Source organism: Chromatiales bacterium (assembly GCA_020445605.1).
GTDB lineage: Bacteria > Pseudomonadota > Gammaproteobacteria > JAGRGH01 > JAGRGH01 > JAGRGH01.
Genome location: JAGRGH010000054.1, coordinates 21,055 through 42,906, shown reverse-complemented (window position 1 = coordinate 42,906; position 21,852 = coordinate 21,055). Strand labels below are relative to the sequence as shown.

The window sequence follows — 21,852 nt, the reverse complement described above, 5'->3', positions numbered from 1 at the left end:
CCGAAAGCTTCGGCTACGGATCAAGTCCCGGCTAGTGGGCCAAGTAGTGATCGATCAGCAGGTATGCAAAAAGGGCCGTGAGATAGATGATCGAGTAGCCGAAGGTCTGCATCGGCAGTTTCGGATCGGAATCGAACTTGAGCTTCCAGGCGTAGTAGAGGAAACCGGCATTGAGCGCCAGCGCACCGCCGAGATAGAACCCGCCGGACATGCCGGTCGCAAACGGCAGCAGGGTCGCGGCCAGCAGCAGCAGCGTATAGAGCAGCACGTGCGTGCGGGTGAACGCGTCACCATGGGTGACGGGGAGCATCGGCACGCGCGCGTTCGCATAGTCGTCCTTCCGGGCGATGGCCAGCGCCCAGAAATGCGGTGGCGTCCAGATGAAGATGATCAGGAACAGCATCAGGGCGCCCGGATCGACCGAGCCGGTTGCTGCCGTCCAGCCGAGCAGCGGCGGCGCGGCGCCCGCGGCACCGCCGATCACAATGTTCTGTGGCGTCGCATGCTTGAGGTACATCGTGTAGATGACCGCGTAGCCGATCAGCGACACGAAAGTCAGCACCGCGGTCAGCACGTTGATGAACACCACCAGCACGAGCATCGACGCGGCCGACAGCCCGAACGCAAACATCAGGGCGTCGCGCGACTCGATCTGCCCGGTCGGCACCGGCCGAGCATGGGTACGCGCCATGACGGCATCGATCCGCCGGTCGACCACATGGTTGATCGCCGCGGCCCCGGCGGCGGCGAGCGCAATGCCCAGGTTGCCGTAGAACAGCACGCGAAACGGCACGGCGCCGGGAACGGCCAGCAGCATCCCGACCAGGGCCGTGAACACGAGCAGCGCGACGACCCGGGGCTTGGTCAGCTCCAGATACTCGCGCCACAGGGGCGTTTCGCCGGTGTCACTCAGGTGCGCGGACATAGACGTAGTTTAGCCAGATCAGCGACAGCAGCAACGCGGCTGCAACGGCATTGTGGGCGACGGCGACACTGAGCGGCAGATCGAGCAGGACGTTGCCGATGCCAAGCGCAATCTGCGCGCCCAGCGCGACTCCCACCAGCACGCCCAGACCGCGCACCGCGGCACTGCGTGCGCGCAGCGCGCCGACCGCGGCGAGTCCGGCGAACAGCAGGGTGACGAGCGCGCCGATCCGGTGGGTCATCTGCACGGCGACGCGCGCGTCGTTGCCGAGCACCCCGCCCTCGTAGTCGATCCCCAGCCCGCGCCAGATATGAAAGGCGTCGGCGAAGTCCATCGGCGGCCACCACCGGCCCTGACAGGTCGGGAAGTCATCACAGATGATCGCCGCATAGTTCGTGCTGACCCAGCCGCCGAGCGTGATCTGCGCGATGACAACGACCAGTGCGGCGCGCGCCAGCCAGCGCGTGCCGGCACTCACTTCCAACCGCGCTGGGCGACCGACCCGCAGCGCCAGCCACGCGAGCAGCCCGAGTGTCGCCATGCCGCCGATCAGGTGGGCGGTCACAACGGCCGGTTTCAGCAGCCAGGTCACGGTCCACATGCCGAGCGCGGCCTGAAAGATGACAAGCAGGAGCAGAAACACCGGCAGTGCGACCGGCTGATCCGGCAGCCGGCGCCGAACGATCGCCACGATCGCGGCGACGAGGATCAGCAGTCCCAGCGCCCCAGCGAAGTAGCGATGGATCATTTCCTTCCACGCCTTCGCGGCCTCGACCGGGCGTTCGGGATAGGCGAGATTCGCCTGTTCGATGTGATGGGCCGCTTCCGGAACACCAATCTGTCCATAACAGCCCGGCCAGTCCGGACAGCCCAGCCCCGCGTCGGACAGACGCACATACGCACCGAGCGGTACGACGATGGCCGCGAGCGCCAGCGCCGCAAACACGATCAGCGCAAACCGGCGTCCCCCGTCAGCCAACGGTCGAGACCTTCAGCAGGCGAGCCAGATCCTTGCGCATGGCGCTTGGATCACGGTCGACGTAATACATCATGAAGTTGCCGATTGGGTCGACCAGGAACATGCGCGCACCGGTCGCCGACTCGAACTGTCCACGGAAGGCGACCGCATCGCCCGAAAGCGACACGATCATGAGATCGGGATGCGCCGCGAGCAGCTGCGAGCGCAGGCCCGCAACCGCACTGCCGGACGCAACCAGGACCCTGCGCACGCGCTGTATATCCTTGCCGGTGGTCAGGCGCACTTGGCGCGTGGCGACGAGGTCATTCGCGCAGTCGTCGTCGCAGCCGCCATCGACGAAATGCACATAGGTCCAGTGTCCGCGCAGAAATTCGATGCCGTGCGGCTTGCCATCGGCATCGACGATCTTCTCAACGGAAAGCGGCCGGGCCGGCGACACCAGCGTGCCGTGGTTGATGGTCGAACGCGGTATCCAGTCCGGAAAAAAATAGAACAGCAGGTACGCGCCGACGACCGGCGCCGCGCCGAGCAGAAACACGAGCACGAGCGTACGCCGCCCGCTCCCGGACGCGGCGGGGCGCTGTGAAGCAGATTGCGATGTGTTCATTTGCCTTCTCCACGACGTGCACAGCGCGCGAGCGTGAATACGATGACGTACACGACCGCGAGCAGGGCCCACTGAACAGAGTACGCGCGATGCTTGTCCGGACCGAATGGGTCCGCACTGACCCGCCTGCGCTCGAATGCGCCCGGTGCGTCCGCATCGAGTTCCAGCACCAGCGGCAGCAGCGGCCTTCCAAGTCGCGCCGAAACGGCATCGATATCCAGGTACTGCACGATGCCGGGAACGGCCATTTCCGCCGCGCTACCCAGTCGCAGACCGACATCCGGCGCATCGACGAGCCGGCCGCGTATCCGGCTGGATGCACCCGGGCCATCCAGCCCGTCCGCGACTCCCGCCGCATCGGCCGGAATCCAGCCCCGATCGACGATCAGTGCAAGTTCGCTGTCGCTGGTCCGAAACAGGCTCAGCACCGAGTAGCCGAGCCGTCCGTCGCGCACCTGATTGTCGATCAACCAGTTCGCCCCGGCGAGATACCGTCCGTCCGCATCGAACTGCCAGTACCGGAATCGGCCCGGATCAGCGCGAATCGACTCCGGGGTGGCGAACTGTCCATGCGCCTCGGCGGCCACACGTTCATCGATCAGCCGCTGCTTCTCGCCGGAGCGCGACCATTGCCACAGGCTCAGCCCCGCGAGGACTGCGGTACCGCAAAGCAACAGTACAACGGCCGCGGGCGACCACCGACAGCGCCCGGGGCTCAACGGGACAACCCCCGGGCGATGCTACAATTCCTGCCCGCTTCAAGGCCCGCGAACATGAATTTCACGAAGATTGTCATCGTCATCGTGCTGATCGCCATCGTCGCGAGCCTGGCCTCGGCGATGCGCTTCATGCTGACCGACCGCGGCCAGGGCAACCGCACCGTAAGGGCACTGACCGTGCGGATCGGGCTGTCCGTAGCGCTGTTCCTGCTTTTGTTCGTGGCCTGGGGACTGGGCTGGATTCAGCCGCACGGACTGCGCCAGTAATGCCCGCTACCGACTGAGCCCAGTCGGCGGGCGCCGGTTCGGTGGCGGCAGATCCATCCGGACAGTGCCCCCGCGCACGCGCAACACCCCCGAATCAATACGCGAACCGGGGCATGCACCGCTCGGCGCATGCCCCGGTTCGTTGGTCTGTGTTACAGCCAGTAAACGAAGATGAACAGACCGAGCCAGACGACGTCGACGAAGTGCCAGTACCACGCCGCGGCTTCGAACGCGAAGTGCCGATCCGGCGTGAAATGGCCGCGCATCGCGCGCAGCAGCACGACCGTCAGGATGATCGCGCCGATGGTCACATGCATGCCGTGGAAACCGGTCAGCATGAAGAACGTCGAACCGTAGATACCGCTGCCCAGCGTCAGGCCGAGTTCGCTGTAGGCGTGGTGGTATTCAAACGCCTGCAAGGCAACGAACAGGAAGCCCAGCGCAACCGTGGCCAGCAGACCCAGCACGAGCTGACCGCGCTTGTCGGCCTTCAGCGCATGATGCGCCCAAGTCACGGTAACGCCAGAGGTCAACAGGATCAGCGTGTTGAGCGCCGGAAGGCCCCACGCCCCCATCGGCTCGAAGGTGCCGCCGATGTTCGCCGGACCGTTGGTCGGCCACATGGCCTGGAAGGCGCCCCACAGGGTCTGATGGGTGACTGCATCATCGCCGCCCAGCCACGGCACAGACAATACGCGCGCGTAAAACAGCGCGCCGAAAAATGCCGCGAAGAACATGACTTCGGAGAAAATGAACCAGCCCATGCCCATGCGGAACGAACGGTCCACGTGCATGTTGTAGATGCCGCCTTCGCTTTCGCGGATCACCGTGCCGAACCAGCCAAACAGCATGATCAGTACGATGACGGCGCCAACGCCCAGCACAACCGGGCCACTGCCATAGCCATTCATCAGGATGGCCGCGCCCGAAACAAGCGCGGTCAGTCCAATTGAGCCCAGGATCGGCCAGTGACTGCCGTGGGGCACGTAATAGTGTCCGGTATCGTGATGTGCCATCTCTCAGATCCTCACCTGAAAATCAGTTTGTCATGTAGTCGACCCACTCAGCCTTTCGTGGCCTTGTCGGTCATGTCGAAAAATGTGTAATGCAGGGTCAGTCGCTTGACGTTCTTCGGCAGCCGCGGGTCGATCACAAAGCGCAGCGGCATGGTCTTTTCCTCGCCGGCCGCGAGCGGCTGGTTCGTGAAGCAGAAACACTCCGTCTTCACGAAATAGGTCGCGGCCTCGGAAGGCGCCACGCTCGGCGTCGCCTGACCGACCATCGCGCGGTCCGTGCGATTGCGCGCGATGAACGCGGCGTCGTAGATCTCGCCCGGATGCACCTGCATGGTCGTGTGCGTCGGGCGGAACTCCCACGGCATGTACTCGTTCAGCGAGCCGGCGAATTCGACCGTGATCGTGCGGCTCGGGTCCGGCTCGAAGCTCGGTGGCAGCTGCGCGGCCTGCAGGGTCGCCGACTTGCCGTTCAGTCCCGTGACTTCGCAGATCACGTCGTAGAGCGGAATCAGCGCGAATCCGAACGCGAAACTCAGCACGACCACCGCCCAGCTGCGGGTGACCAGCCGACGGTTACGACGCTTGAGCTCGTTGTCGCTCACGCCGTCCCCGTGTACGCGATGAAGCCGACAAACACCACAAGCGCGACCGCAGCCAGAATGATGGCGAGCCGCACATTGGATCGACGCAGTGCCGGATCGGCTGGGTCTTTCATCGTCAGTTGCATGTCGCTTTAGCTAACCGCGCCGCACGCCCCGGAAAGGGGCGTACGGGCCGAACGGGTTACTTGACCTCGGGGGCTTCCGTGAAGCTGTGGTAGGGCGGCGGCGACGGGAGCGTCCACTCCAGACCATGCGCCCCATCCCAGACCTGGCCGGTCGCTTTCGTACCGCCGCGGATCGCCTTGATGACGATCCAAAGGAACAGCAGCTGGCTGAGACCGAAGGCGAAACCACCGATCGACGAGATCACGTTCCACTCGGTGAACTGCACGGCATAGTCCGGAATGCGGCGCGGCATGCCGGCGAGACCAAGGAAGTGCTGCGGGAAGAACAGCACGTTCATTGAAATCATCGACAACCAGAAGTGGATCTTGCCGAGCTTTTCGTCGTACATGTTGCCGGTCCACTTCGGCAGCCAGTAATACGTCGCGGCGATGAGAGAGAAGATGGCGCCGGACACCAGCACATAGTGGAAGTGAGCCACGACGAAATAGGTGTCGTGGTACTGGAAGTCCACCGGCGCCACGCCGAGCATGAGCCCGGAGAAACCGCCGATCGTGAACAGCACCACGAAACCGAGCGCGAACAGCATCGGGGTCTCGAAGGTCATCGCGCCTTTCCACATGGTCGCGACCCAGTTGAACACCTTCACACCGGTCGGCACGGCGATCAGCACCGTCGCATACATGAAGAACAGCTCGCCGATCAGCGGCATGCCGACCGTGAACATGTGGTGCGCCCAGACGATGAACGACAGGAACGCGATCGATGCCATGGCGTAGACCATGGAGCTGTAGCCGAACAGCGTCTTGCGCGCGAACGTCGGGATGATCTGCGAGACCACGCCGAACGCCGGCAGAATCAGGATGTAGACCTCGGGATGCCCGAAGAACCAGAAGATGTGCTGGAACATCACCGGGTCACCGCCACCGCCGGCCGTGAAGAAGCTGGTCTCGAAGAAGCGGTCGGTCAGGAGCATCGTCACGGCACCGGCCAGTACCGGCATCACCGCGATCAGCAGGTAGGCGGTAATCAGCCAGGCCCAGACGAAAAGCGGCATCTTCATCAGCGACATGCCGGGCGCGCGCATGTTCAGGATCGTGACGATGATGTTGATCGCACCCATAATCGACGACATGCCGGCCAGGTGAATCGCGAACACCATGAAGGGGAATCCGTCACCACCCTGCAGCACCAGCGGCGGGTACATAGTCCAGCCGGCAGCCGGCCCACCGCCATTCATGAACAGCGTCAGCAGCAGCAGGCTGAACGCAAACGGCAGCAGCCAGAAGCTCCAGTTGTTCATGCGCGGCAGCGCCATGTCCGGCGCGCCGATCATCATCGGAATCTGCCAGTTGGCAAGCCCGGTGAAACCCGGCATGACCACGCCGAAGATCATGACCAGCGCATGCAGCGTGGTCATCTGGTTGAAGAAATGCGGATCGACGACCTGCAGTCCGGGCTGGAACAGCTCGGCGCGGATCACCATCGCCATCGCGCCACCGATGAAGAACATCACCATGGCGAAGATCAGGTACAGCGTACCGATGTCCTTGTGGTTGGTCGTCGTGACCCAGCGCCACAGCCCCGAGGCCGGGCCGTGATCATGATGCGCGTCGTCGTGCGTTGCAGTCGCAGTGCTCATCGTTCGGTTCTCCAGTCTCGTAATCAGTTGGCAACGGCGACGCGGGTGTTCGCGCCCTCGCCCTGCTGGGCGGCCAGCCAAGTGTGGTATTCAGCCTCGGGTTTGACCTCCACGACGACCGGCATGAAGCCGTGATCCTTGCCGCAGAGTTCAGCGCACTGGCCGCGATAGGTGCCGGGCTGGTCGACCTTCGTCCACATCTCGTTGACGAAGCCTGGAACCGCGTCGATCTTCCAGCCGATCGCAGGCACCCACCAGGCGTGGATCACGTCATTCGCGGTGACCAGGAAACGCACTTTCTTGCCGGCCGGGATGACCAGCGGCTTGTCGACATTCAGCAGGTAGTTTTCAACCGTTTTCGGGTCGATGCCCGAACCCAGCTGGCGTGCGGCATTGCTCGCGCTGTCGAGCTGGCTGTAGAAGGCCACGTTGCCATCGAGGTATTCGTAATGCCACTTCCACTGGTAGCCGGTGACCTTGATGGTCATGTCGGCGTCATCGCTGTTGTAGAGGTTGACCAGGGTCTTGGTCGCGGGGATGGCAATCGCAATCAGGATCACGAACGGGATCACGGTCCAGGCCACCTCGACCGCCGTGCTCTCGTGGAAGTGCGCCGGAACCACGCCCTTGGACTTGCGGTGCTTGGCAATGCTGTAAAACATCACGCCGAACACGCCGATGCCGATCACCACACAGATCCACATCACGATCATGTGCAGGTCGTAGACCTCGTGGCTGATCTGCGTCACGCCTTTCGGCAGATTCAGCGCCCATTCGGCACGCGCCGTGCCGACCATGGTCAGCGCCATGGCGACCAGCGTGCGCAATACGATTTTGCTCGAAATCACGGCCTTGGGTCTCCCAATTTCAGGAATCATTCGTCTTTATGTTCGTTGCGCGCCATCACGCAGTGCCGGTCGCAACATCGCAGTTCGCAGCACGCCGGCAAGTTCCTCACGCTCGGCGTTGGTCAGAAACGCGCCGAGTTCGGTGCTGCGTCCCGACGCCCGCAGCAGCAGGCGATGCGAGCGCGACGCATTGACCCGCGGCTCGAGTTCCAGCCGGGTCCAGGCCCGCGGAAATTCCAGGTGCACCCGTGGCGCCGTGCGCCCGCGCTCGACGACGATGCTCTGCGGCCCGACGCTGACGACCTCGCACTCGTGGGTGCGACAGGCCACCCAGTACAGCGCCACACCGAGCGCCAGCAGTTCCGCGCCGGCGAACGGCAGGATCATCCATATCCCCTGGACCGCGAAGACCAGCGCGATGCCGATCGACACCACGCACATCCACGCGTAGAACCGCATGGTCTGACGCCAGTTCAGCGAACAGTTCGGGCGCGAAATGACCCGGGCAAAGCCGTCGCCGGCCTCTGGATCGCTGAGCACCATCGACGCGTTCGCCCAGACACAACGAAACCGGGAATATTACGGAAAGCTGAAATACCACGCAAGCCGGTCGCTGCTGCCTGCGGACCAGCGTACCCGCGGCCCTTTCGGCACGGACCGGATCGGTCTGAACACCGGCGCTACGGCTCGACGTTCGCGAGCCGGAGTGTCTCGAGCCGCACCTCGCGCGGTTTGCCGCCGGCCTCCCAGCGGGCGGTCACTACGACGCGATACATCTGCTGCAGCTCCACGCCGGCGAGTCCGTCGGGTTCCTCGATCTCGACCGCCTCGATACTCCGCTCCAGCCGAAAGGCCTCATCGGGAGACTCCAGCTCCAGATCGCCCTCGACGAGCGGCTCCTCGATGCCCGTCTGCGCCAGTGCGGCCTCGGCCAGCATGGCGGCGCGGGTGTACTCTTCGGCCATCGCGGTGGCGCGCAGCCCGCTGGCGTAGATCTGGTAGATGATGCCGATCGAAAGGGCCGCGACCGCGAACGCGACGACCACCTCGAGCAGCGTGAATCCGCCCTCGCGCGCGCCGCGCAGCGAGCGCTCAGGACTCGTCGAGGATCCGCACACGGCCGCCCATCCAGTCCACGTCCACATGACGCTTGCGCTCGCCGACGACGAGTGACACCCGTCCGCCGGTCGAACTGCCGTCGGGAAAGAAGCGGATCGCGCCGCCGACCTCGCCGTCGCGTTCGGATTCGACGGTGACGAGTTCCATATCCAGATTCTCCGGAACACCGTGGCGCCGATCCGAACCGGGCAGACGGAACCAGCGGTCCTCGAGGTTCAGATAGAAGACCGCCTCGTCGTGCTCGGACACGGCGTGGCTGCGGGTGTATTTGAGCCCCGCGAGCAGCTCGCGGGCCGTGGAATCGAGCGCCGCGGCCTGGATGCCGCGGGCGAAGCGCGGTGCCGCGAGCGCCACGACCAGAGCCAGCACGGCCAGCACGACCACGAGTTCGAGGATTGTGAACCCGCCCGCCGGCGTCCGGCGCCCGGCCATGGCGGCGCTACTCCCAGCTGCGGATATCGCGCGCGTCGCCGTCGCCGCCTTCGTTGCCGTCCGAACCGAGCGAGACGATCTCGTAGTCGCCGTGGTCGCTCGGCGAGCGGTACTGATACTCACGACCCCAGGGATCGTTCGGCACCTTCTGTTTGCGCAGGTACGGCCCGTTCCAGTTCGGCGCATCGCCCGGCGCCTCGATCAGCGCGCCCAGACCCTGCGCGGTCGTCGGATAACGCCCGTTCTCCAGTCGGTACAGATCCAGCGAGGCGGCCAGATCCTCGATCTGCAGGCGCGCCGCATCGGATTCGGCCTTGCCGAGCTTCTTCATGACGGCCGGACCGACCAGCCCGGCGAGCAGCGCGAGGATGGCAATGACCACCATCAACTCGATGAGCGTGAAACCGCGCGCCCGGCGTGGCGCATTGCAGGATCGATGTTGCATGACAGATCTCCGGTTCGTTCCGCCGCTACGCGGTTCAAAAAGCCAAGTCGTTGATGCTCAGGATCGCCACCATGATCGAGACGATGATGCCGAGCACCAGCAGTCCGAGCACGATGATGATCACGGGCTCGAGCAGCGCAACGGCCCGCGTTACGGCGTTGCGAACCTCGACATCATACGTTTCGGCGACCTGTTCGAGCATGCCTTCCATCTGCCCGGTCTCCTCGCCGACCTTCAGCATCTGGATCGCCAGCGGCGGAAACAGTCCGGTCGCAAGCAGCGGATCGGCGATGCGCTGGCCTTCGCGCAACCCCTTGGTGATGTCGGCGATTGCGACGACCAGCACGCGGTTGCCGATGGTCTCGCGCACGATCTCAAGCGCAGACAGCAAAGGCACGCCGTTGTTCAGCAGCGTTGCGAGCGTCCTGGCGAAGCGCGCGGTCTCGACCTTGCGGATGAGGTCGCCAATCACCCAGCGCCTGAGCCAGAACGCGTCCCAACTGCGCCGGAATTCCGGATTTGCGAGCTGCGTGCGCAACGCCGCCCAGCCCAGTACGATCGCGAGCAGCAGCGCCCACCACCATTCCCGCAGGATCCGGCCCGCGGCGATCACAATCTCGGTCGCAAACGGCAGGGCCTTGCCCGCGTCCTGAAACAGCTGTTCGAACTTCGGCACGACGAAGGTCAGCAGAAACACGACCGACAGCCCCGCGACGACCGCAAGAATCGTCGGGTAGATCAGCGCATTGGTCACCGTCGCGCGCAGCTCGCGGGCGCGTTCGAGATATTTCGACAGCCGGTCGAGAATGGTCTCCAGCGCACCGCCGGCCTCGCCGGCGCGCACCATGCTCACATAGAGCCGCGAAAACACGCCGCTCTGTGCCTCGAGGGCATCGGCGAGTCCAGTGCCGCCGCGCACCTGTTTCTGAATGCGCTGGAGCAGTTCGACGACACGCGGCGTGTCGCTGATCTCGATGAGGATCGTCAGCGCACGATCCAGCGGCAGACCGGCGCGCAACAGCGTTGCGAGTTCGCTGGTGATGAGCGTGATTTCCTTCGCCGACACCCGCCGACCACCCTCGCCGAGCCGCAGCGACAGCAGACGTCCGCTGGTGGACTGCGCGCGGACTTCGTCGATACGGATCGGGATGTAGCCCTGCGACTGCAACTGTGCGACCGCACGCGCACGCGAGTCGGCATCGATCTCGCCGTCTACGGTTTCACCACCCGCGGTCGCGGCCTTGTAGCGGAAGTTCGGCACGAACTGCTGCTGGCGCGGCCGCTCAGCCCGTGGCCTGCGTCACGCGCAGGACTTCTTCGACGGTGGTCAGTCCGTCGAGGGCCTTGAGCAGACCGTCTTCATACATCGTCAGCATGCCTTCACTGCGTGCCTGCCCTTCGATGTCGCCGGCGCCGGCGCGCTGAATGACCAGCCGCCGGATCGCGTCACTCATGGGCAGGAATTCCATGATCGCGCTGCGGCCCTGATAGCCGATCTGGTTGCAGGCATCGCAACCGCGCGCGTGGTAGAGCACCGGATCGTGGACATCCGGCGCAACACGATGAATGCCCATCTCCTTGAGCACTTCGGGCAGCGGCCGATACGGTTCACGACATTGCATGCACAGGCGCCGCACCAGGCGTTGTGCCAGCATGCCTGTGATGGTCGAGGTCAGCAGGTAGTCTTCGACCCCCATGTCGAGCAGGCGCGTGATGCCGCTTGCGGCGTCATTCGTATGCAGGGTCGACAGCACGAGGTGGCCGGTCAGTGCCGACTGCACGGCAATGCCCGCGGTCTCCCGGTCGCGCATCTCGCCGATCATGATCACGTCCGGGTCCTGGCGAACGATGGACCGCAGCGCGTTTGCAAACGTGAGGTTGATCTGCGGTTTGACCTGAATCTGGTTGATCCCTTCGAGCTGATATTCGACCGGGTCTTCGACGGTCAGAATCTTGCGGTCCGGCGTATTGAGCGTTTGCAGTGCCGTATACAGTGTCGTGGTCTTGCCCGAACCGGTCGGTCCGGTCGCGATGATGATGCCGTGGGGCAGATTCAGCGCCGCGCGAAAGCGTTTTTCGGTCAGCGGACGAAAGCCGGCCGAAGCGAAATCCAGCACCACGCTGCCGCGGTCGAGGATGCGCATCACGACGCTTTCGCCGTACAGCGTCGGTACGGTCGAGACACGCAGGTCGATCTCCTTGCCCTGCACACGCACCTGAATGCGGCCGTCCTGCGGCAGACGCCGCTCGGCAATGTTGAGTTTCGCCATGAGTTTCACACGCGAGATCACGGCCGACGCAAGTCGGACCGGCGGCGACTCGACCTCGCGCATCACGCCATCGATGCGATAGCGCACGCGCAGCCGGTTTTCGAACGGTTCGATGTGAATGTCGGACGCGCGCGAGTCCACGGCCCGCGTCAGCGTCAGGTTCACGAGCCGGATGACCGGCGCCTCGCTCGCCATGTCGCGCAGATGCGCGATGTCATCGTCGCCGTCGCCGTCTTCGCCGCTGCCGATCGACTCGACGATCTGGCCCATCGCGCTGCGGCCGCCGCCATACAGCCGCTCGAAGGCGGATTCGATGTCCGAGGCCAGCCCCACGCGCAGGGCAACGGGTCGCCCGAGCGCGAGTTCCAGTGCGCGGACCGTGTAATGGTCCGAGGGATCCGCGAGCGCCACGACCAGTGCGTTGTCGGTTTCGCCGATCGGCAGCGCACGGGCCTCGCGCAGAAAGGCCGGCGATACTTCGATATCGTCCAGCGGCTCGGCCGGGTAGTCCGCCGCGCGCAGTACTGGGGAGCCGATTTCGGCCGCGGCCGCCTCGGCGAGATCGCGCTCGGCGACCAGGCCGAGCTTCTGCAGAATGCGCGAGAGCGCCTCGCCGGTCTCGGCATGCAACCGCTCGGCCTTGCCCAGATCCGACGACGACAGCTTGCCGGCCTCGACCAGTCGCGCGCAGATCGGGCGCCGCAGTTCGCCTGTTTCGAGTACGGGTTCCGTTCTCACACGCCCTCCGACCTCGGCCTCGTTCTGACGTTCAGCGTAGCGCAACGCGCGCGAAACGGCGCTTGCCGACCTGATAGACGTGCTCGCTGCCGCGCGCGAGCCTGAGCTGAGGGTCATCGACGCGCTCGCCGTCGATGCGCACCGCCCCCTGGCGAATCATGCGCAGCGCCTCCGAGGTGCTCGCGACAAGCCCCGCGCGCTGCAGCAGATTCGCGATCGGCAGATCGGATTCGTTGAACTCCATGCGCTCGATGTCGTCGGGCATCGCGCCCTCGCGAAAGCGTGCAATGAATGCATCGCGTGCCGCGTTGCCGGCACCGGCACCGTGAAAGCGGTCGACGAGTTCGACGCCGAGTTCGAACTTCACGTCGCGCGGGTTGCGCCCTTCGGCAATGCCCTGGCGCAGACCGGCGATCTCGCCGAGCGGACGGAAGCTCAGCAGCTCGAAATAACGCCACATCAACTCGTCGGAGATTGACATCAGCTTGCCGAACATCTCCTCGGCCGGATCGCTGATGCCGATGTAGTTGCCCAGCGATTTGGACATCTTCTGCACGCCGTCCAGGCCCTCGAGGATCGGCATCGTCAGGATGATCTGCGGCGGCTGACCGGCGGCCTCCTGCAGATGTCGGCCCATCAAAAGATTGAACTTCTGGTCGGTGCCGCCGAGTTCGACATCCGCGCGCATCGCGACCGAGTCATAGCCCTGCACGAGCGGATAAAGGAACTCGTGAATCGCGATCGGCTGCTCGGCGCGATAGCGCTTGGAGAAGTCGTCGCGCTCGAGCATGCGGGCAACGGTGTACTTGCCGGCCAGCTGGATCAGGCCCGCCGCGCCGAGTTCGTCGAGCCAGCTCGAATTGAACAGGACCTCGGTACGCGCGGGGTCGAGAATCCTGAACACCTGCGCCTTGTAGGTCTCGGCGTTCTGCGCGACCTCCCCGCGGGTCAGCGGCCTGCGCGTCACGTTCTTGCCGGTCGGGTCGCCGATCATGCCGGTGAAGTCGCCGATCAGGAACAGCACCTCGTGACCGAGATCCTGGAACTGGCGCAGCTTGTTGATCAGCACGGTGTGGCCGAGATGCAGATCCGGCGCGGTCGGGTCGAAACCCGCCTTGATGCGCAGCGGCCGACCCGCCTTCAGGCGTTCGACGAGGTCCGACTCGGGCAGAATTTCGTCCGCGCCACGGCGGATCGCTTCAAGCTGGGTTTCGATTGTGGACATGGATCGCCGGGGTCGTGCGCGGGCGCAGCGACTCTACCGCAACGCGGCCACGCCGTCATGCCGCTTGCGGGTGCGCGGGCGAATCAGGTACCGTGCCCGCCCAGAACGGCCGCGGTCGTAAAAACCTTTTTCGTCCAGCAGCTTGCGACGATCTGATCATGCGAGACTACAGCGCCCGACTGGACCCGACACCCCCCAAGCGCTCACGCGGCGGCCTGATCGCCGCGCTGGTTGTGGTCGTGGCCCTCGGTGCGGCCGGCTGGTATCTGATCGGCGGCGACGACTCCGGCACAACGGCCCCGGCAACCGGGCGCATCGTCATCCCGCTGCAACTGCCGCCGGCCACCAGCAGCGCCGCGCCCGGCGATCCCGCCCCGGTTGCCGATGCCCGGCAATGGACCGAATTCACGGTCGCCAGCGGTGACAACCTTGCCGCATTGTTCCAGCGCGCCGGGGTCAGCGCCCGGACCCTGCACGAGATCATGGAACTGGGCCGCGAAACCCGCGAGATGGCCAATCTGCACCCGGGCCAGACCGTGCGGCTGGGGACGGTCGAGGACGGCCGGCTGGAGCGTCTGGAAGTCCTCCCGGATCCGATCATCACGCTCGCCGCCCAGCGTGCCGACGACGGCTGGCGCTTCGAGCGCATCGAGCAGGACGTGGAGCGCCGCCGGACCTGGGTGTCCGAGACCATCGACTCCTCGCTGTTCGACGCCGGCCAGCGCGCGGGACTCAGCGACGGCCTGATCATGCAGCTCGCCGATGTGTTCGGCTGGGATATCGACTTCGCGCAGGAGCTGCGCGCCGGCGACACCTTCACGGTCGTCTACGACGAACTCTACATGGACGGCGAACGGCTGCGCGAAGGCGACCTGATCGCCGCGGAGTTCGTCAATCAGGGCCGCGTCCTGCGCGCCCTGCGCTTTACCGACTCACGCGGACGCAGCAGCTACTACCAGCCCGACGGCAAGCGCATGCAGAAGGCCTTCCTGCGCAACCCGATCGACATCGTGCGCATCACCTCGGGCTTCAGCCTCGGGCGCAAGCATCCGATCCTCAACAAGATCCGTGCGCACAAGGGCGTCGACTACGCGGCCGCAACCGGCACCCCGGTGCGCGCCGCGGGCGATGGCACGATCGAGTTCCGCGGCACCAAGGGCGGTTACGGTCGCACGGTCGAGATCAAGCATGCGAACGGCCGCTCGACGCTGTATGCGCACCTGTCGCGTTACGGCAAGGGTTCAGCTAAAGGCGAGCGGGTCCGCCAGGGTCAGATCATCGGCCATGTCGGCCAATCCGGGCTCGCCACCGGGCCACACCTGCATTACGAGTTCCGCGTCAACGGCAGTCACGTCAATCCGCAGCGCGTGAAACTGCCGAGCGCCGAGCCGATCGCGCCGGAATACCGCGAGGCGTTCGAGGCCGAGTCCGCACCGCTGCTGGCCCAGCTCGATCTGCTCGGCCGCACCCTGTTCGCGAGCGCCGCGCCCTAGTCCGTCTGCGCGCCGCCCGGGGTACTGCTCCGCTACTCGCGCCACCCCATGTCCGACCTCTTCCTCGGCCTGATCACCGGCACCAGCGTCGACGCGATCGACTGCGCGCTGCTCGACTGCGCCGGCACTCGGCCCGCGCTGGTCGGGACCCACAGCCATGCGCTGCCGCCCGAATTGCAGGCCGACATCCGTCGGCTGCAACAGCCAGGCGAGGACGGACTCGACCTGCTCGGCGCGACCGATCACTGGCTCGGCGAGGAACTCGCCGCGGCCGCGCTGGGGCTGCTCGCAGCGCTGCGAATCGAACCGCGCCGGATTGCCGCCATCGGCAGCCACGGCCAGACCGTTCGCCACCGCCCGGACGGCGCGCGACCATTCACGCTCCAGATCGGCGATCCGCATCGCCTCGCGCAGCGCACCGGCATCACGGTGGTCGCCGACTTCCGTCGCCGCGACATGGCCGCCGGCGGCCAGGGCGCGCCGTTCGCGCCGGCCTTCCACCAGCGCATGTTCGCGCACCGCTCGCAGTCACGCGCCATCGTGAATCTGGGCGGCATCGCGAACGTCACGCTGCTGCCGATCGGCGAAAACACCCTGCCGACGGGTTCGGACTGCGGCCCCGCCAACACGCTGCTGGACCTCTGGTTTCGCGCCCACCACGCCGGGCTCGCCTATGACGACCAGGGCGCGTGGGCGGCCAGCGGCCGGCTCAGCGAGGAACTGCTGGCACGGCTGCTCGACGAGCCCTACTTCGCGCGGCGCGCGCCGAAAAGCACGGGTCCGGAACTGTTCAGTCGCGGCTGGCTCAATGCACGCACGGCCGGGCTGGAACTGCCGCCGGCCGACATCCAGCGCACGCTGGCGGAACTGACCGCCATTACGGTCGCGCGTGCCTGCGCGCCGGCGCAGACGATCCATGCCTGTGGCGGCGGTGCGCACAACCGCTTCGTGCTCGAACGCATCGCGAGCCGTTCAGGATGCGCCGTGGACACGACCTTGGCGCTCGGCATCGGGCCGGACTGGGTCGAGGCTGCGGCATTCGCGTGGTTCGCCCGCGAGCGCCTGGCCGGACGACCGCTGGCGCTGGCATCGATCACGGGCGCGAGCGAAAACACCATCAGCGGAGCGATCTATCCGGGCCGGCTTCTGGAACTCTGATCGCGTCACCGGCCACGGCGCACCCACCAGGCCGCGATGATCAACAGCGGCCACAGGTACATCCGGATCAGGATGTCGATCGGCGCCGGCGGCGGACCAACCAGTTCGCAACCATGCCGTCGCCGGTAGAACTGATTGACCAGGGCGGTCACGACAACGCCCGCCAGTGGCCAGAGCGCAAAGGCGGCGACCCAGCCGGCATTCATCTCGCGGCGTTCCCACGTGGCCGGTACACTGACATGCAGACATGGGGCAGCAAACGAACATGACCGCGACGCCATTGAACGCCGACGCCGCCGAACTCGCCAAATTCGAGGCGCTCGCCAGTCGCTGGTGGGACCCGGACTCCGAATTCAAACCCCTGCATGACATCAACCCGCTGCGGCTGAACTTCATCGACGCACGCGTCGATCTCGACGGCCTGCGGGTCGTCGACATCGGCTGCGGCGGAGGCATTCTCGCCGAATCCATGGCCGCGCGTGGCGCCAGCGTCGTCGGCATTGATCTGGGCGAGGCGCCGCTGTCCGTTGCGCGCCTGCATGCAATCGAATCCGGCACCCGCGTCGACTATCGGCACACCAGCGCCGAGACCCTCGCGGCCGCGGAGCCGGCGGGATTCGACGTGGTGACCTGTCTGGAGATGCTCGAACACGTGCCGGACCCGGCCTCGGTCGTGCGCGCCTGCGCGACGCTCGTGCGTCCCGGCGGATCGGTGTTCTTCTCGACCATCAACCGCACGCCGAAGGCATGGCTGATGGCGATCGTCGGCGCCGAGTATGTCCTGAAGCTCCTGCCCCGCGGCACGCACGACTACGCGAAACTCCTGCGCCCGTCCGAACTCGATCAGGCGTCCCGCACGGCCGGCCTCACGCTGCGCGAAATCACCGGCATGCACTACAACCCGCTGACACGAAACTATCGGCTCGGACCCGGCGTCGACGTGAACTACCTCGCGTGGTATCGGCGCGAGGACGCGTGAGCGGCCCAAATGGACCCATCGGGCTGGTGTTGTTCGACCTCGACGGCACGCTGGTCGACACCGCACCGGACCTGCTGCGCGCCGTGAACCGGCTGCGCGCCGACCGCGACGAGCCGGCCCTGTCGCTCGCCGCGCTGCGACCGCACGTCTCGCACGGTGCCGGCGCAATGATCGAACATGGTCTCGGGGTCGGTCGCGACGACCCCGCCTTCGATGCCCTGCGCCTGCAACTGCTGGATCTGTACCGCGCGGACATCACATCCGAATCGACGCTGTTCGAAGGCATGCCCGAATTGCTGGAAACATTGGAACGGCGTGGCACCGGCTGGGGCGTGGTCACCAACAAGCCCGGCCGGCTGACCGATCCGCTGCTCGTGGCACTGGGCCTGCACACGCGCGCCTGCTGCGCGATCAGTGGCGACACCCTGCCGCGGGCCAAGCCGCATCCGGACCCGATCCTCGCCGCCTGCGCCCGGGCCGGCTGTGCGCCGCACACGAGCCTGTATGTGGGCGATGCCGAGCGCGACATCGAGGCCGGCCGGCGCGCCGGCGCGCGCACGCTGGTCGCGCGCTTCGGCTACATCGGCCCCGACGACCGGCCCGAGACCTGGGGTGCGGACGGCATCATCGATCACCCGCACGAGGTGCTGGCATGGGTGTAGAGACCTGGCAGCCCGATCTGCTGAGCTTCTGGATGGCCGTGGTCATCGCGCTTCTGGTCGGCGCGCTGGCCGTGTTCATCTTCGAGCAGCGGCGCATCGAACGCATGTCGCGCGAGCTGCGTGCGCTGGGCGAGGAAAAGCGCGCGCTCGAGGCGCGACTCGCCGCCGAGGAACAGGCCGAGCAGCAGAAAATGGCGCTGTTGCGCGGTACCCGCGAGGATCTGGCGCGCGCCTTTGCGCAGCTCTCCTCCAGTGCGCTGAAGGTCAACAACGAACTGTTCCTGCAACTGGCCGGCGAGCGCTTCGAACAGATCCAGGCCCGTGCGAAGTCCGACTTCGAGCGTCGTGACCAGGCCCTGCAGGGACTGGTGAAGCCGGTCGCCGAGGCGCTCTCGAAGACCGAGCGCGAACTCGCGCGCATCGAGAACGCCCGCCAGCAGGCCTACGGCGCGGTGACGCAGCACTTGAGCGCGATGGCCGAAACCCAGCGCGAGCTGCAGAGCGAGACCCGCAATCTCGTGCAGGCACTGCGCCGGCCGGAGGTGCGCGGGCGCTGGGGCGAGCTGACGCTCAAACGCCTAGTCGAGCTCGCTGGCATGGTGCAGCACTGTGACTTCGTGGAACAGGAAACTGCCAACGTCGACGGCCGACAGTCCCGTCCGGACATGATCGTCCGGCTACCGAACCGACGCGAAGTCATCGTCGACGCGAAAACGCCGCTGGACGCGTATCTGAGTGCGATCGAGTCGCCGCCGGAAGAGACGGCCCAGCACCTTACCCGGCATGCCCGCGGCATGCGCGCGCGGGTGCGCGAACTGGCCGCCAAGAGTTACTGGGCGCAGTTCGAGCGCTCGCCGGAATTCGTCGTGCTGTTCGTGCCCGGCGACCAGTTCCTGAGCGCAGCGCTGGATCATGACGCGAGCCTGCTCGAGGACGCGATGGCGCAGCGCGTCGTGCTCGCCACACCGACCAGCCTGATCGGGCTGCTGCGCGCGATCGCCTACGGCTGGCAGCAGCAGGCCATCAGTGAAAACGCCGAACAGATCCGCGATCTGGGCCAGGAACTCTACAAGCGCGTGGCGACCCTGACCGAACATCTCGGTCGTCTCGGCAAGAGCCTCAACGGCTCGGTCGAACAGTTCAACCGTGCGGTCGGTTCGCTGAACCGGCAGGTATTGCCGAGCCTGCGGCGCTTTCCGGAGATGGGCATCCAGGCGACGCGCGAACTCGAGGAACCCGAGCCGATCGATGCGCGCACGCGCACCCTGGATCCGGGTGGGGAAACCGCTGCCGATGCCCCGCTGCCCGCCGACGGTTCCGAGGCCGACGGCGAATGAACACCAACGATTCGCAGCCACGGGCCGATGTGCTGACCGGCCAGACGATTCTGGTCACCGGCGCCGGTGACGGCCTCGGCCGCGCCGTGGCACTGGCCTGCGCCGCGCATGGCGCCACCGTGGTCCTGGTCGGGCGGGTGCTGCGCAAGCTCGAAGACACCTACGACGCAATCACGGCTGGCAACGGCGCCGAACCGGCATTGCTGCCGCTGGATCTGGCCACCGCCACCGAAGCGGATTTCGAACGTGCCGCCGCCGTCGTGCGCGAGCAGATCGGCCGCCTCGACGGGCTGGTGCTGTGTGCCGCCCAACTCGGCATGCTCTCGCCAGTGCGGCATTTCGATGCGGGCGTGTGGGAACGCACCGTTCAGCTGAATCTGACCGCGGAATTTCTGCTCGTGCGTGCCTGCCTGCCACTGCTGCTCGAACGCGATACGGCCACGATCGTGTTCACCGAGGACGAGCCGGCGCGCACGCACCGCGCGTACTGGGGCGCCTACGCCGCAGCGAACGCCGGTCGCATCGCCCTGCGCGAGGTGCTGACCGATGAAATGAACGACACGCCGGTGCGCGTGGCGGCCGTCGTGCCGCCGCCGATGCGCACGCGCCTGCGCCTGCAGGCGTTCCCGGCCGAGCCAGCCGACGCGACGACCGACCCCGCCATGATCGCACCGGCGTTCATCCAGCTGCTGGAACCGGCCACGGCGAGTCATGGTCTGCGGCTCGCCCCGTCCGCTGGCTGAACCACACGCAGGCACCCCCATGCCGCCCGTTCGCGTGGCGATCGTTTCCGACACCCACGCCATGCTCGACCCGCGCATCGCGGCGCTGGTCGCTGACTGCGACATTGCGGTCCACGCCGGCGACATCGGCGCGCTCGAGGTGCTGCGCGAACTCCGTCCGCGCAGCGGAAACGTCATCGCGGTGCGCGGCAACAATGACGAACCGCGCGGCTGGCCCGCAATCGATCACACGGCGCTTGCGACCCTGCCATGGGAAACCGACATCGAGCTGCCGGGCGGGCGACTCGCCGTTGAACACGGCCACCGTGCCGGCACGGTCGCGCAGCGTCACGCAAGACTGCGCGACAAGCACGCGGGCGCACGTGCCGTGGTCTACGGACACAGCCACCGGCTGGTCATCGACCGCGATGCACGGCCGTGGATTCTGAACCCGGGCGCGGCCGGTCGCGCGCGGACCCATGGCGGGCCATCCTGTCTGGTGCTCACGGCATCCGCCCGCGCCTGGCGGATCGAGGCGAAGCGATTCGAGCCACTGCGAGCGCGGGCGTGATCCCGTACCTCTACATCAGCGCCTCCTCATATTCGGGCTCGACGCTGCTCGCGTTCCTGCTGAATACCCACCCGCGGATCGCAACGATCAGCGAGGCGGAGGGCTGGTCATGGAACGACGGCGAGGACTATCGCTGCTCGTGCGGGGCGCGCGTGCCGGACTGCGTGTTTTTTCGTGAACTCGCCGCGGCGTTCGCGGTGGCGAAGCTGCCATTTGACTTCCGCAACTTCGGCACCCGCTTTGCGCTCAGTGCCGACGGCCGGCGCAATCGCCTGCTGACCGGGCCGCTGCCGGGGGCACTGGGCAAGGTCGAACCGCTGCGTGACGCCCTGCTGTGGCGCCTGCCCGGAACCAGTGGAGAGCTGCGCCGTGCGCTGGCCGCAAACCGCGTGCTGGTCGACACGGCCCTGGCCCATTTCGGCGCCCAGGCATTTGTCGATGCCGCCAAGTCGCCGCATCGACTGAATCACCTGGCGCGCGACCCGCGTCTGCAGCTGACGGCCGTGCATCTCGTGCGCGACCCGCGCGCGTTCGCGGCATCGGTGCGGCGCAAATGGGGCATGCCGCTGGAGGCGTCCGTCGCCCGCTGGGCGCGCGAACAGGCGCAGATCGAGCGCGTACTCCGTCGTTTCGAGCGGCGCTCGGTGCTGCACTACGAAACGCTCTGCAGCCAGCCACAAACGGCCGTTGACCGGCTCACCGATGCGCTGGGACTCGAGCGTCACACGCTGCCCGCCGATTTTCGCGGTGTGGAACACCACATCCTCGGCAATGCCATGCGGCTGGGCGGCGCGGGTGATGTGCGCTGCGACGAACGCTGGCGCGACGAACTCGATGACCAAGCGCGCGAGCGCATCGACGGAGCGATCATGCGCAGTGCATCCAGGTATCGCCTGCCGGTCGAGCTTCTGCCCGCGGACGCGTTCTGACCCACCCCGGCCGGCACGGCGTTGCCTTGGCCATGCACTCTCGC

The 21,852-nt window shown here is 66.3% G+C and carries 26 protein-coding genes; 9 read left to right on the top strand and 17 right to left on the bottom strand.

Annotated elements, in window-relative coordinates:
* Nucleotides 1-31: 31 nt before the first annotated feature.
* Genes KDG50_13595 through KDG50_13580 form a run of 4 tightly spaced genes read right to left on the bottom strand, consistent with a single transcriptional unit; the run spans nt 32 to nt 3,185 of the window.
* A complete protein-coding gene (locus tag KDG50_13595; GenBank protein MCB1866447.1) occupies nt 32-925 on the bottom strand; it encodes a heme o synthase in 894 nt (297 codons plus the stop codon).
* Entirely contained in the window at nt 906-1,877 is a 972-nt protein-coding gene (locus KDG50_13590) for a COX15/CtaA family protein (protein ID MCB1866446.1), read from the bottom strand. The genes KDG50_13595 and KDG50_13590 overlap by 20 nt, the downstream gene beginning before the upstream one ends.
* 19 nt (nt 1,878-1,896) lie before the next feature.
* Entirely contained in the window at nt 1,897-2,511 is a 615-nt protein-coding gene (locus KDG50_13585; GenBank protein MCB1866445.1) for a hypothetical protein, read from the bottom strand.
* Nucleotides 2,508-3,185, bottom strand: coding sequence for an SURF1 family protein (locus KDG50_13580; protein MCB1866444.1), 678 nt, complete (start codon nt 3,183-3,185; stop codon nt 2,508-2,510). Before KDG50_13580 ends, KDG50_13585 begins: the two co-directional genes overlap by 4 nt.
* 99 nt (nt 3,186-3,284) lie before the next feature.
* On the opposite strand from KDG50_13580, the gene KDG50_13575 reads away from it, so the two are divergent.
* A complete protein-coding gene (locus tag KDG50_13575) occupies nt 3,285-3,497 on the top strand; it encodes a twin transmembrane helix small protein (GenBank protein ID MCB1866443.1) in 213 nt (70 codons plus the stop codon).
* 152 nt (nt 3,498-3,649) lie between these two features.
* On the opposite strand, the gene KDG50_13570 is transcribed toward KDG50_13575, so the two are convergent.
* The 12 genes from KDG50_13570 to KDG50_13515 form a co-directional block, all read right to left on the bottom strand.
* A complete protein-coding gene (locus KDG50_13570) occupies nt 3,650-4,513 on the bottom strand; it encodes a cytochrome c oxidase subunit 3 (GenBank protein ID MCB1866442.1) in 864 nt (287 codons plus the stop codon).
* Between the two features lie 47 nt (nt 4,514-4,560).
* Nucleotides 4,561-5,115, bottom strand: coding sequence for a cytochrome c oxidase assembly protein (locus KDG50_13565; GenBank protein MCB1866441.1), 555 nt, complete (start codon nt 5,113-5,115; stop codon nt 4,561-4,563).
* Nucleotides 5,112-5,228, bottom strand: a complete 117-nt coding sequence (locus KDG50_13560; GenBank protein ID MCB1866440.1) for a cytochrome oxidase small assembly protein — start codon at nt 5,226-5,228, stop codon at nt 5,112-5,114. The genes KDG50_13565 and KDG50_13560 overlap by 4 nt, the downstream gene beginning before the upstream one ends.
* A 68-nt stretch (nt 5,229-5,296) precedes the next feature.
* Entirely contained in the window at nt 5,297-6,880 is a 1,584-nt protein-coding gene (gene ctaD, locus KDG50_13555; protein ID MCB1866439.1) for a cytochrome c oxidase subunit I, read from the bottom strand.
* Nucleotides 6,881-6,903: 23 nt separating this feature from the next.
* The gene (coxB, locus tag KDG50_13550) at nt 6,904-7,689 is read right to left on the bottom strand and encodes a cytochrome c oxidase subunit II (GenBank protein MCB1866438.1); all 786 of its coding nucleotides are present in this window, start codon (nt 7,687-7,689) and stop codon (nt 6,904-6,906) included.
* Between the two features lie 75 nt (nt 7,690-7,764).
* The gene (locus tag KDG50_13545) at nt 7,765-8,271 is read right to left on the bottom strand and encodes a DUF2244 domain-containing protein (protein ID MCB1866437.1); all 507 of its coding nucleotides are present in this window, start codon (nt 8,269-8,271) and stop codon (nt 7,765-7,767) included.
* Nucleotides 8,272-8,408: 137 nt separating this feature from the next.
* Nucleotides 8,409-8,846 (bottom strand): prepilin-type N-terminal cleavage/methylation domain-containing protein, encoded by a 438-nt coding sequence (locus tag KDG50_13540; GenBank protein MCB1866436.1) that lies wholly within the window; start codon nt 8,844-8,846, stop codon nt 8,409-8,411.
* Nucleotides 8,821-9,279 (bottom strand): GspH/FimT family protein, encoded by a 459-nt coding sequence (locus KDG50_13535; protein ID MCB1866435.1) that lies wholly within the window; start codon nt 9,277-9,279, stop codon nt 8,821-8,823. The genes KDG50_13540 and KDG50_13535 overlap by 26 nt, the downstream gene beginning before the upstream one ends.
* Nucleotides 9,280-9,286: 7 nt before the next feature.
* A complete protein-coding gene (gene gspG, locus KDG50_13530) occupies nt 9,287-9,724 on the bottom strand; it encodes a type II secretion system major pseudopilin GspG (GenBank protein MCB1866434.1) in 438 nt (145 codons plus the stop codon).
* Nucleotides 9,725-9,758: 34 nt separating this feature from the next.
* Nucleotides 9,759-10,985, bottom strand: a complete 1,227-nt coding sequence (gene gspF / locus KDG50_13525) for a type II secretion system inner membrane protein GspF (protein ID MCB1866433.1) — start codon at nt 10,983-10,985, stop codon at nt 9,759-9,761.
* A gap of 22 nt (nt 10,986-11,007) precedes the next feature.
* Entirely contained in the window at nt 11,008-12,849 is a 1,842-nt protein-coding gene (gene gspE, locus KDG50_13520; protein ID MCB1866432.1) for a type II secretion system ATPase GspE, read from the bottom strand.
* Entirely contained in the window at nt 12,764-13,957 is a 1,194-nt protein-coding gene (locus KDG50_13515) for a tyrosine--tRNA ligase (protein ID MCB1866431.1), read from the bottom strand. Before KDG50_13515 ends, gspE begins: the two co-directional genes overlap by 86 nt.
* Before the next feature lie 158 nt (nt 13,958-14,115).
* On the opposite strand from KDG50_13515, the gene KDG50_13510 reads away from it, so the two are divergent.
* Complete coding sequence (locus KDG50_13510; protein MCB1866430.1) at nt 14,116-15,450, top strand: peptidoglycan DD-metalloendopeptidase family protein; 1,335 nt, start codon at nt 14,116-14,118, stop codon at nt 15,448-15,450.
* Between the two features lie 48 nt (nt 15,451-15,498).
* On the top strand, nt 15,499-16,608 hold the full coding sequence (locus KDG50_13505) for an anhydro-N-acetylmuramic acid kinase (GenBank protein ID MCB1866429.1): 1,110 nt from the start codon (nt 15,499-15,501) through the stop codon (nt 16,606-16,608).
* Nucleotides 16,609-16,613: 5 nt separating this feature from the next.
* Here the strand turns inward: KDG50_13505 and KDG50_13500 are convergent, their stop codons facing one another.
* Nucleotides 16,614-16,814, bottom strand: a complete 201-nt coding sequence (locus tag KDG50_13500; GenBank protein MCB1866428.1) for a hypothetical protein — start codon at nt 16,812-16,814, stop codon at nt 16,614-16,616.
* Nucleotides 16,815-16,873: 59 nt separating this feature from the next.
* Here KDG50_13500 and ubiG point away from each other — a divergent pair, with 59 nt between their 5' ends.
* From ubiG to KDG50_13470, 6 genes are read left to right on the top strand one after another with little or no spacing between them, the layout of a single operon-like run.
* On the top strand, nt 16,874-17,587 hold the full coding sequence (gene ubiG, locus KDG50_13495) for a bifunctional 2-polyprenyl-6-hydroxyphenol methylase/3-demethylubiquinol 3-O-methyltransferase UbiG (GenBank protein MCB1866427.1): 714 nt from the start codon (nt 16,874-16,876) through the stop codon (nt 17,585-17,587).
* A gap of 26 nt (nt 17,588-17,613) precedes the next feature.
* Nucleotides 17,614-18,249 (top strand): HAD-IA family hydrolase, encoded by a 636-nt coding sequence (locus KDG50_13490; GenBank protein ID MCB1866426.1) that lies wholly within the window; start codon nt 17,614-17,616, stop codon nt 18,247-18,249.
* The gene (gene rmuC / locus KDG50_13485; GenBank protein MCB1866425.1) at nt 18,240-19,586 is read left to right on the top strand and encodes a DNA recombination protein RmuC; all 1,347 of its coding nucleotides are present in this window, start codon (nt 18,240-18,242) and stop codon (nt 19,584-19,586) included. Before KDG50_13490 ends, rmuC begins: the two co-directional genes overlap by 10 nt.
* Nucleotides 19,583-20,329: an SDR family NAD(P)-dependent oxidoreductase gene (locus tag KDG50_13480; protein ID MCB1866424.1), complete on the top strand. Its 747-nt coding sequence runs from the start codon at nt 19,583-19,585 to the stop codon at nt 20,327-20,329. Before rmuC ends, KDG50_13480 begins: the two co-directional genes overlap by 4 nt.
* Before the next feature lie 19 nt (nt 20,330-20,348).
* On the top strand, nt 20,349-20,879 hold the full coding sequence (locus tag KDG50_13475) for a metallophosphoesterase family protein (GenBank protein MCB1866423.1): 531 nt from the start codon (nt 20,349-20,351) through the stop codon (nt 20,877-20,879).
* Nucleotides 20,876-21,808: a hypothetical protein gene (locus KDG50_13470; protein ID MCB1866422.1), complete on the top strand. Its 933-nt coding sequence runs from the start codon at nt 20,876-20,878 to the stop codon at nt 21,806-21,808. Before KDG50_13475 ends, KDG50_13470 begins: the two co-directional genes overlap by 4 nt.
* Nucleotides 21,809-21,852: the final 44 nt, after the last annotated feature.

Excerpts from the sequence above, each read along its gene's own strand:
- KDG50_13505 (MCB1866429.1), top strand. The coding sequence starts at position 15,499 with ATGTCCGACCTCTTCCTCGGCCTGATCACCGGCACCAGCGTCGACGCG.
- gspE (MCB1866432.1), bottom strand. The coding sequence starts at position 12,849 with ATGACCCTCAGCTCAGGCTCGCGCGCGGCAGCGAGCACGTCTATCAGG.
- KDG50_13510 (MCB1866430.1), top strand. The coding sequence starts at position 14,116 with ATGCGAGACTACAGCGCCCGACTGGACCCGACACCCCCCAAGCGCTCA.
- coxB (MCB1866438.1), bottom strand. The coding sequence starts at position 7,689 with ATGGCGCTGACCATGGTCGGCACGGCGCGTGCCGAATGGGCGCTGAAT.
- KDG50_13480 (MCB1866424.1), top strand. The coding sequence starts at position 19,583 with ATGAACACCAACGATTCGCAGCCACGGGCCGATGTGCTGACCGGCCAG.
- KDG50_13475 (MCB1866423.1), top strand. The coding sequence starts at position 20,349 with ATGCCGCCCGTTCGCGTGGCGATCGTTTCCGACACCCACGCCATGCTC.
- KDG50_13575 (MCB1866443.1), top strand. The coding sequence starts at position 3,285 with ATGAATTTCACGAAGATTGTCATCGTCATCGTGCTGATCGCCATCGTC.
- KDG50_13560 (MCB1866440.1), bottom strand. The coding sequence starts at position 5,228 with ATGAAAGACCCAGCCGATCCGGCACTGCGTCGATCCAATGTGCGGCTC.
- KDG50_13570 (MCB1866442.1), bottom strand. The coding sequence starts at position 4,513 with ATGGCACATCACGATACCGGACACTATTACGTGCCCCACGGCAGTCAC.
- KDG50_13595 (MCB1866447.1), bottom strand. The coding sequence starts at position 925 with ATGTCCGCGCACCTGAGTGACACCGGCGAAACGCCCCTGTGGCGCGAG.
- KDG50_13535 (MCB1866435.1), bottom strand. The coding sequence starts at position 9,279 with ATGGCCGGGCGCCGGACGCCGGCGGGCGGGTTCACAATCCTCGAACTC.
- rmuC (MCB1866425.1), top strand. The coding sequence starts at position 18,240 with ATGGGTGTAGAGACCTGGCAGCCCGATCTGCTGAGCTTCTGGATGGCC.
- KDG50_13515 (MCB1866431.1), bottom strand. The coding sequence starts at position 13,957 with ATGTCCACAATCGAAACCCAGCTTGAAGCGATCCGCCGTGGCGCGGAC.
- KDG50_13585 (MCB1866445.1), bottom strand. The coding sequence starts at position 2,511 with ATGAACACATCGCAATCTGCTTCACAGCGCCCCGCCGCGTCCGGGAGC.
- KDG50_13500 (MCB1866428.1), bottom strand. The coding sequence starts at position 16,814 with ATGAATGCCGGCTGGGTCGCCGCCTTTGCGCTCTGGCCACTGGCGGGC.
- KDG50_13545 (MCB1866437.1), bottom strand. The coding sequence starts at position 8,271 with ATGGTGCTCAGCGATCCAGAGGCCGGCGACGGCTTTGCCCGGGTCATT.
- ubiG (MCB1866427.1), top strand. The coding sequence starts at position 16,874 with ATGACCGCGACGCCATTGAACGCCGACGCCGCCGAACTCGCCAAATTC.
- ctaD (MCB1866439.1), bottom strand. The coding sequence starts at position 6,880 with ATGAGCACTGCGACTGCAACGCACGACGACGCGCATCATGATCACGGC.
- gspG (MCB1866434.1), bottom strand. The coding sequence starts at position 9,724 with ATGCAACATCGATCCTGCAATGCGCCACGCCGGGCGCGCGGTTTCACG.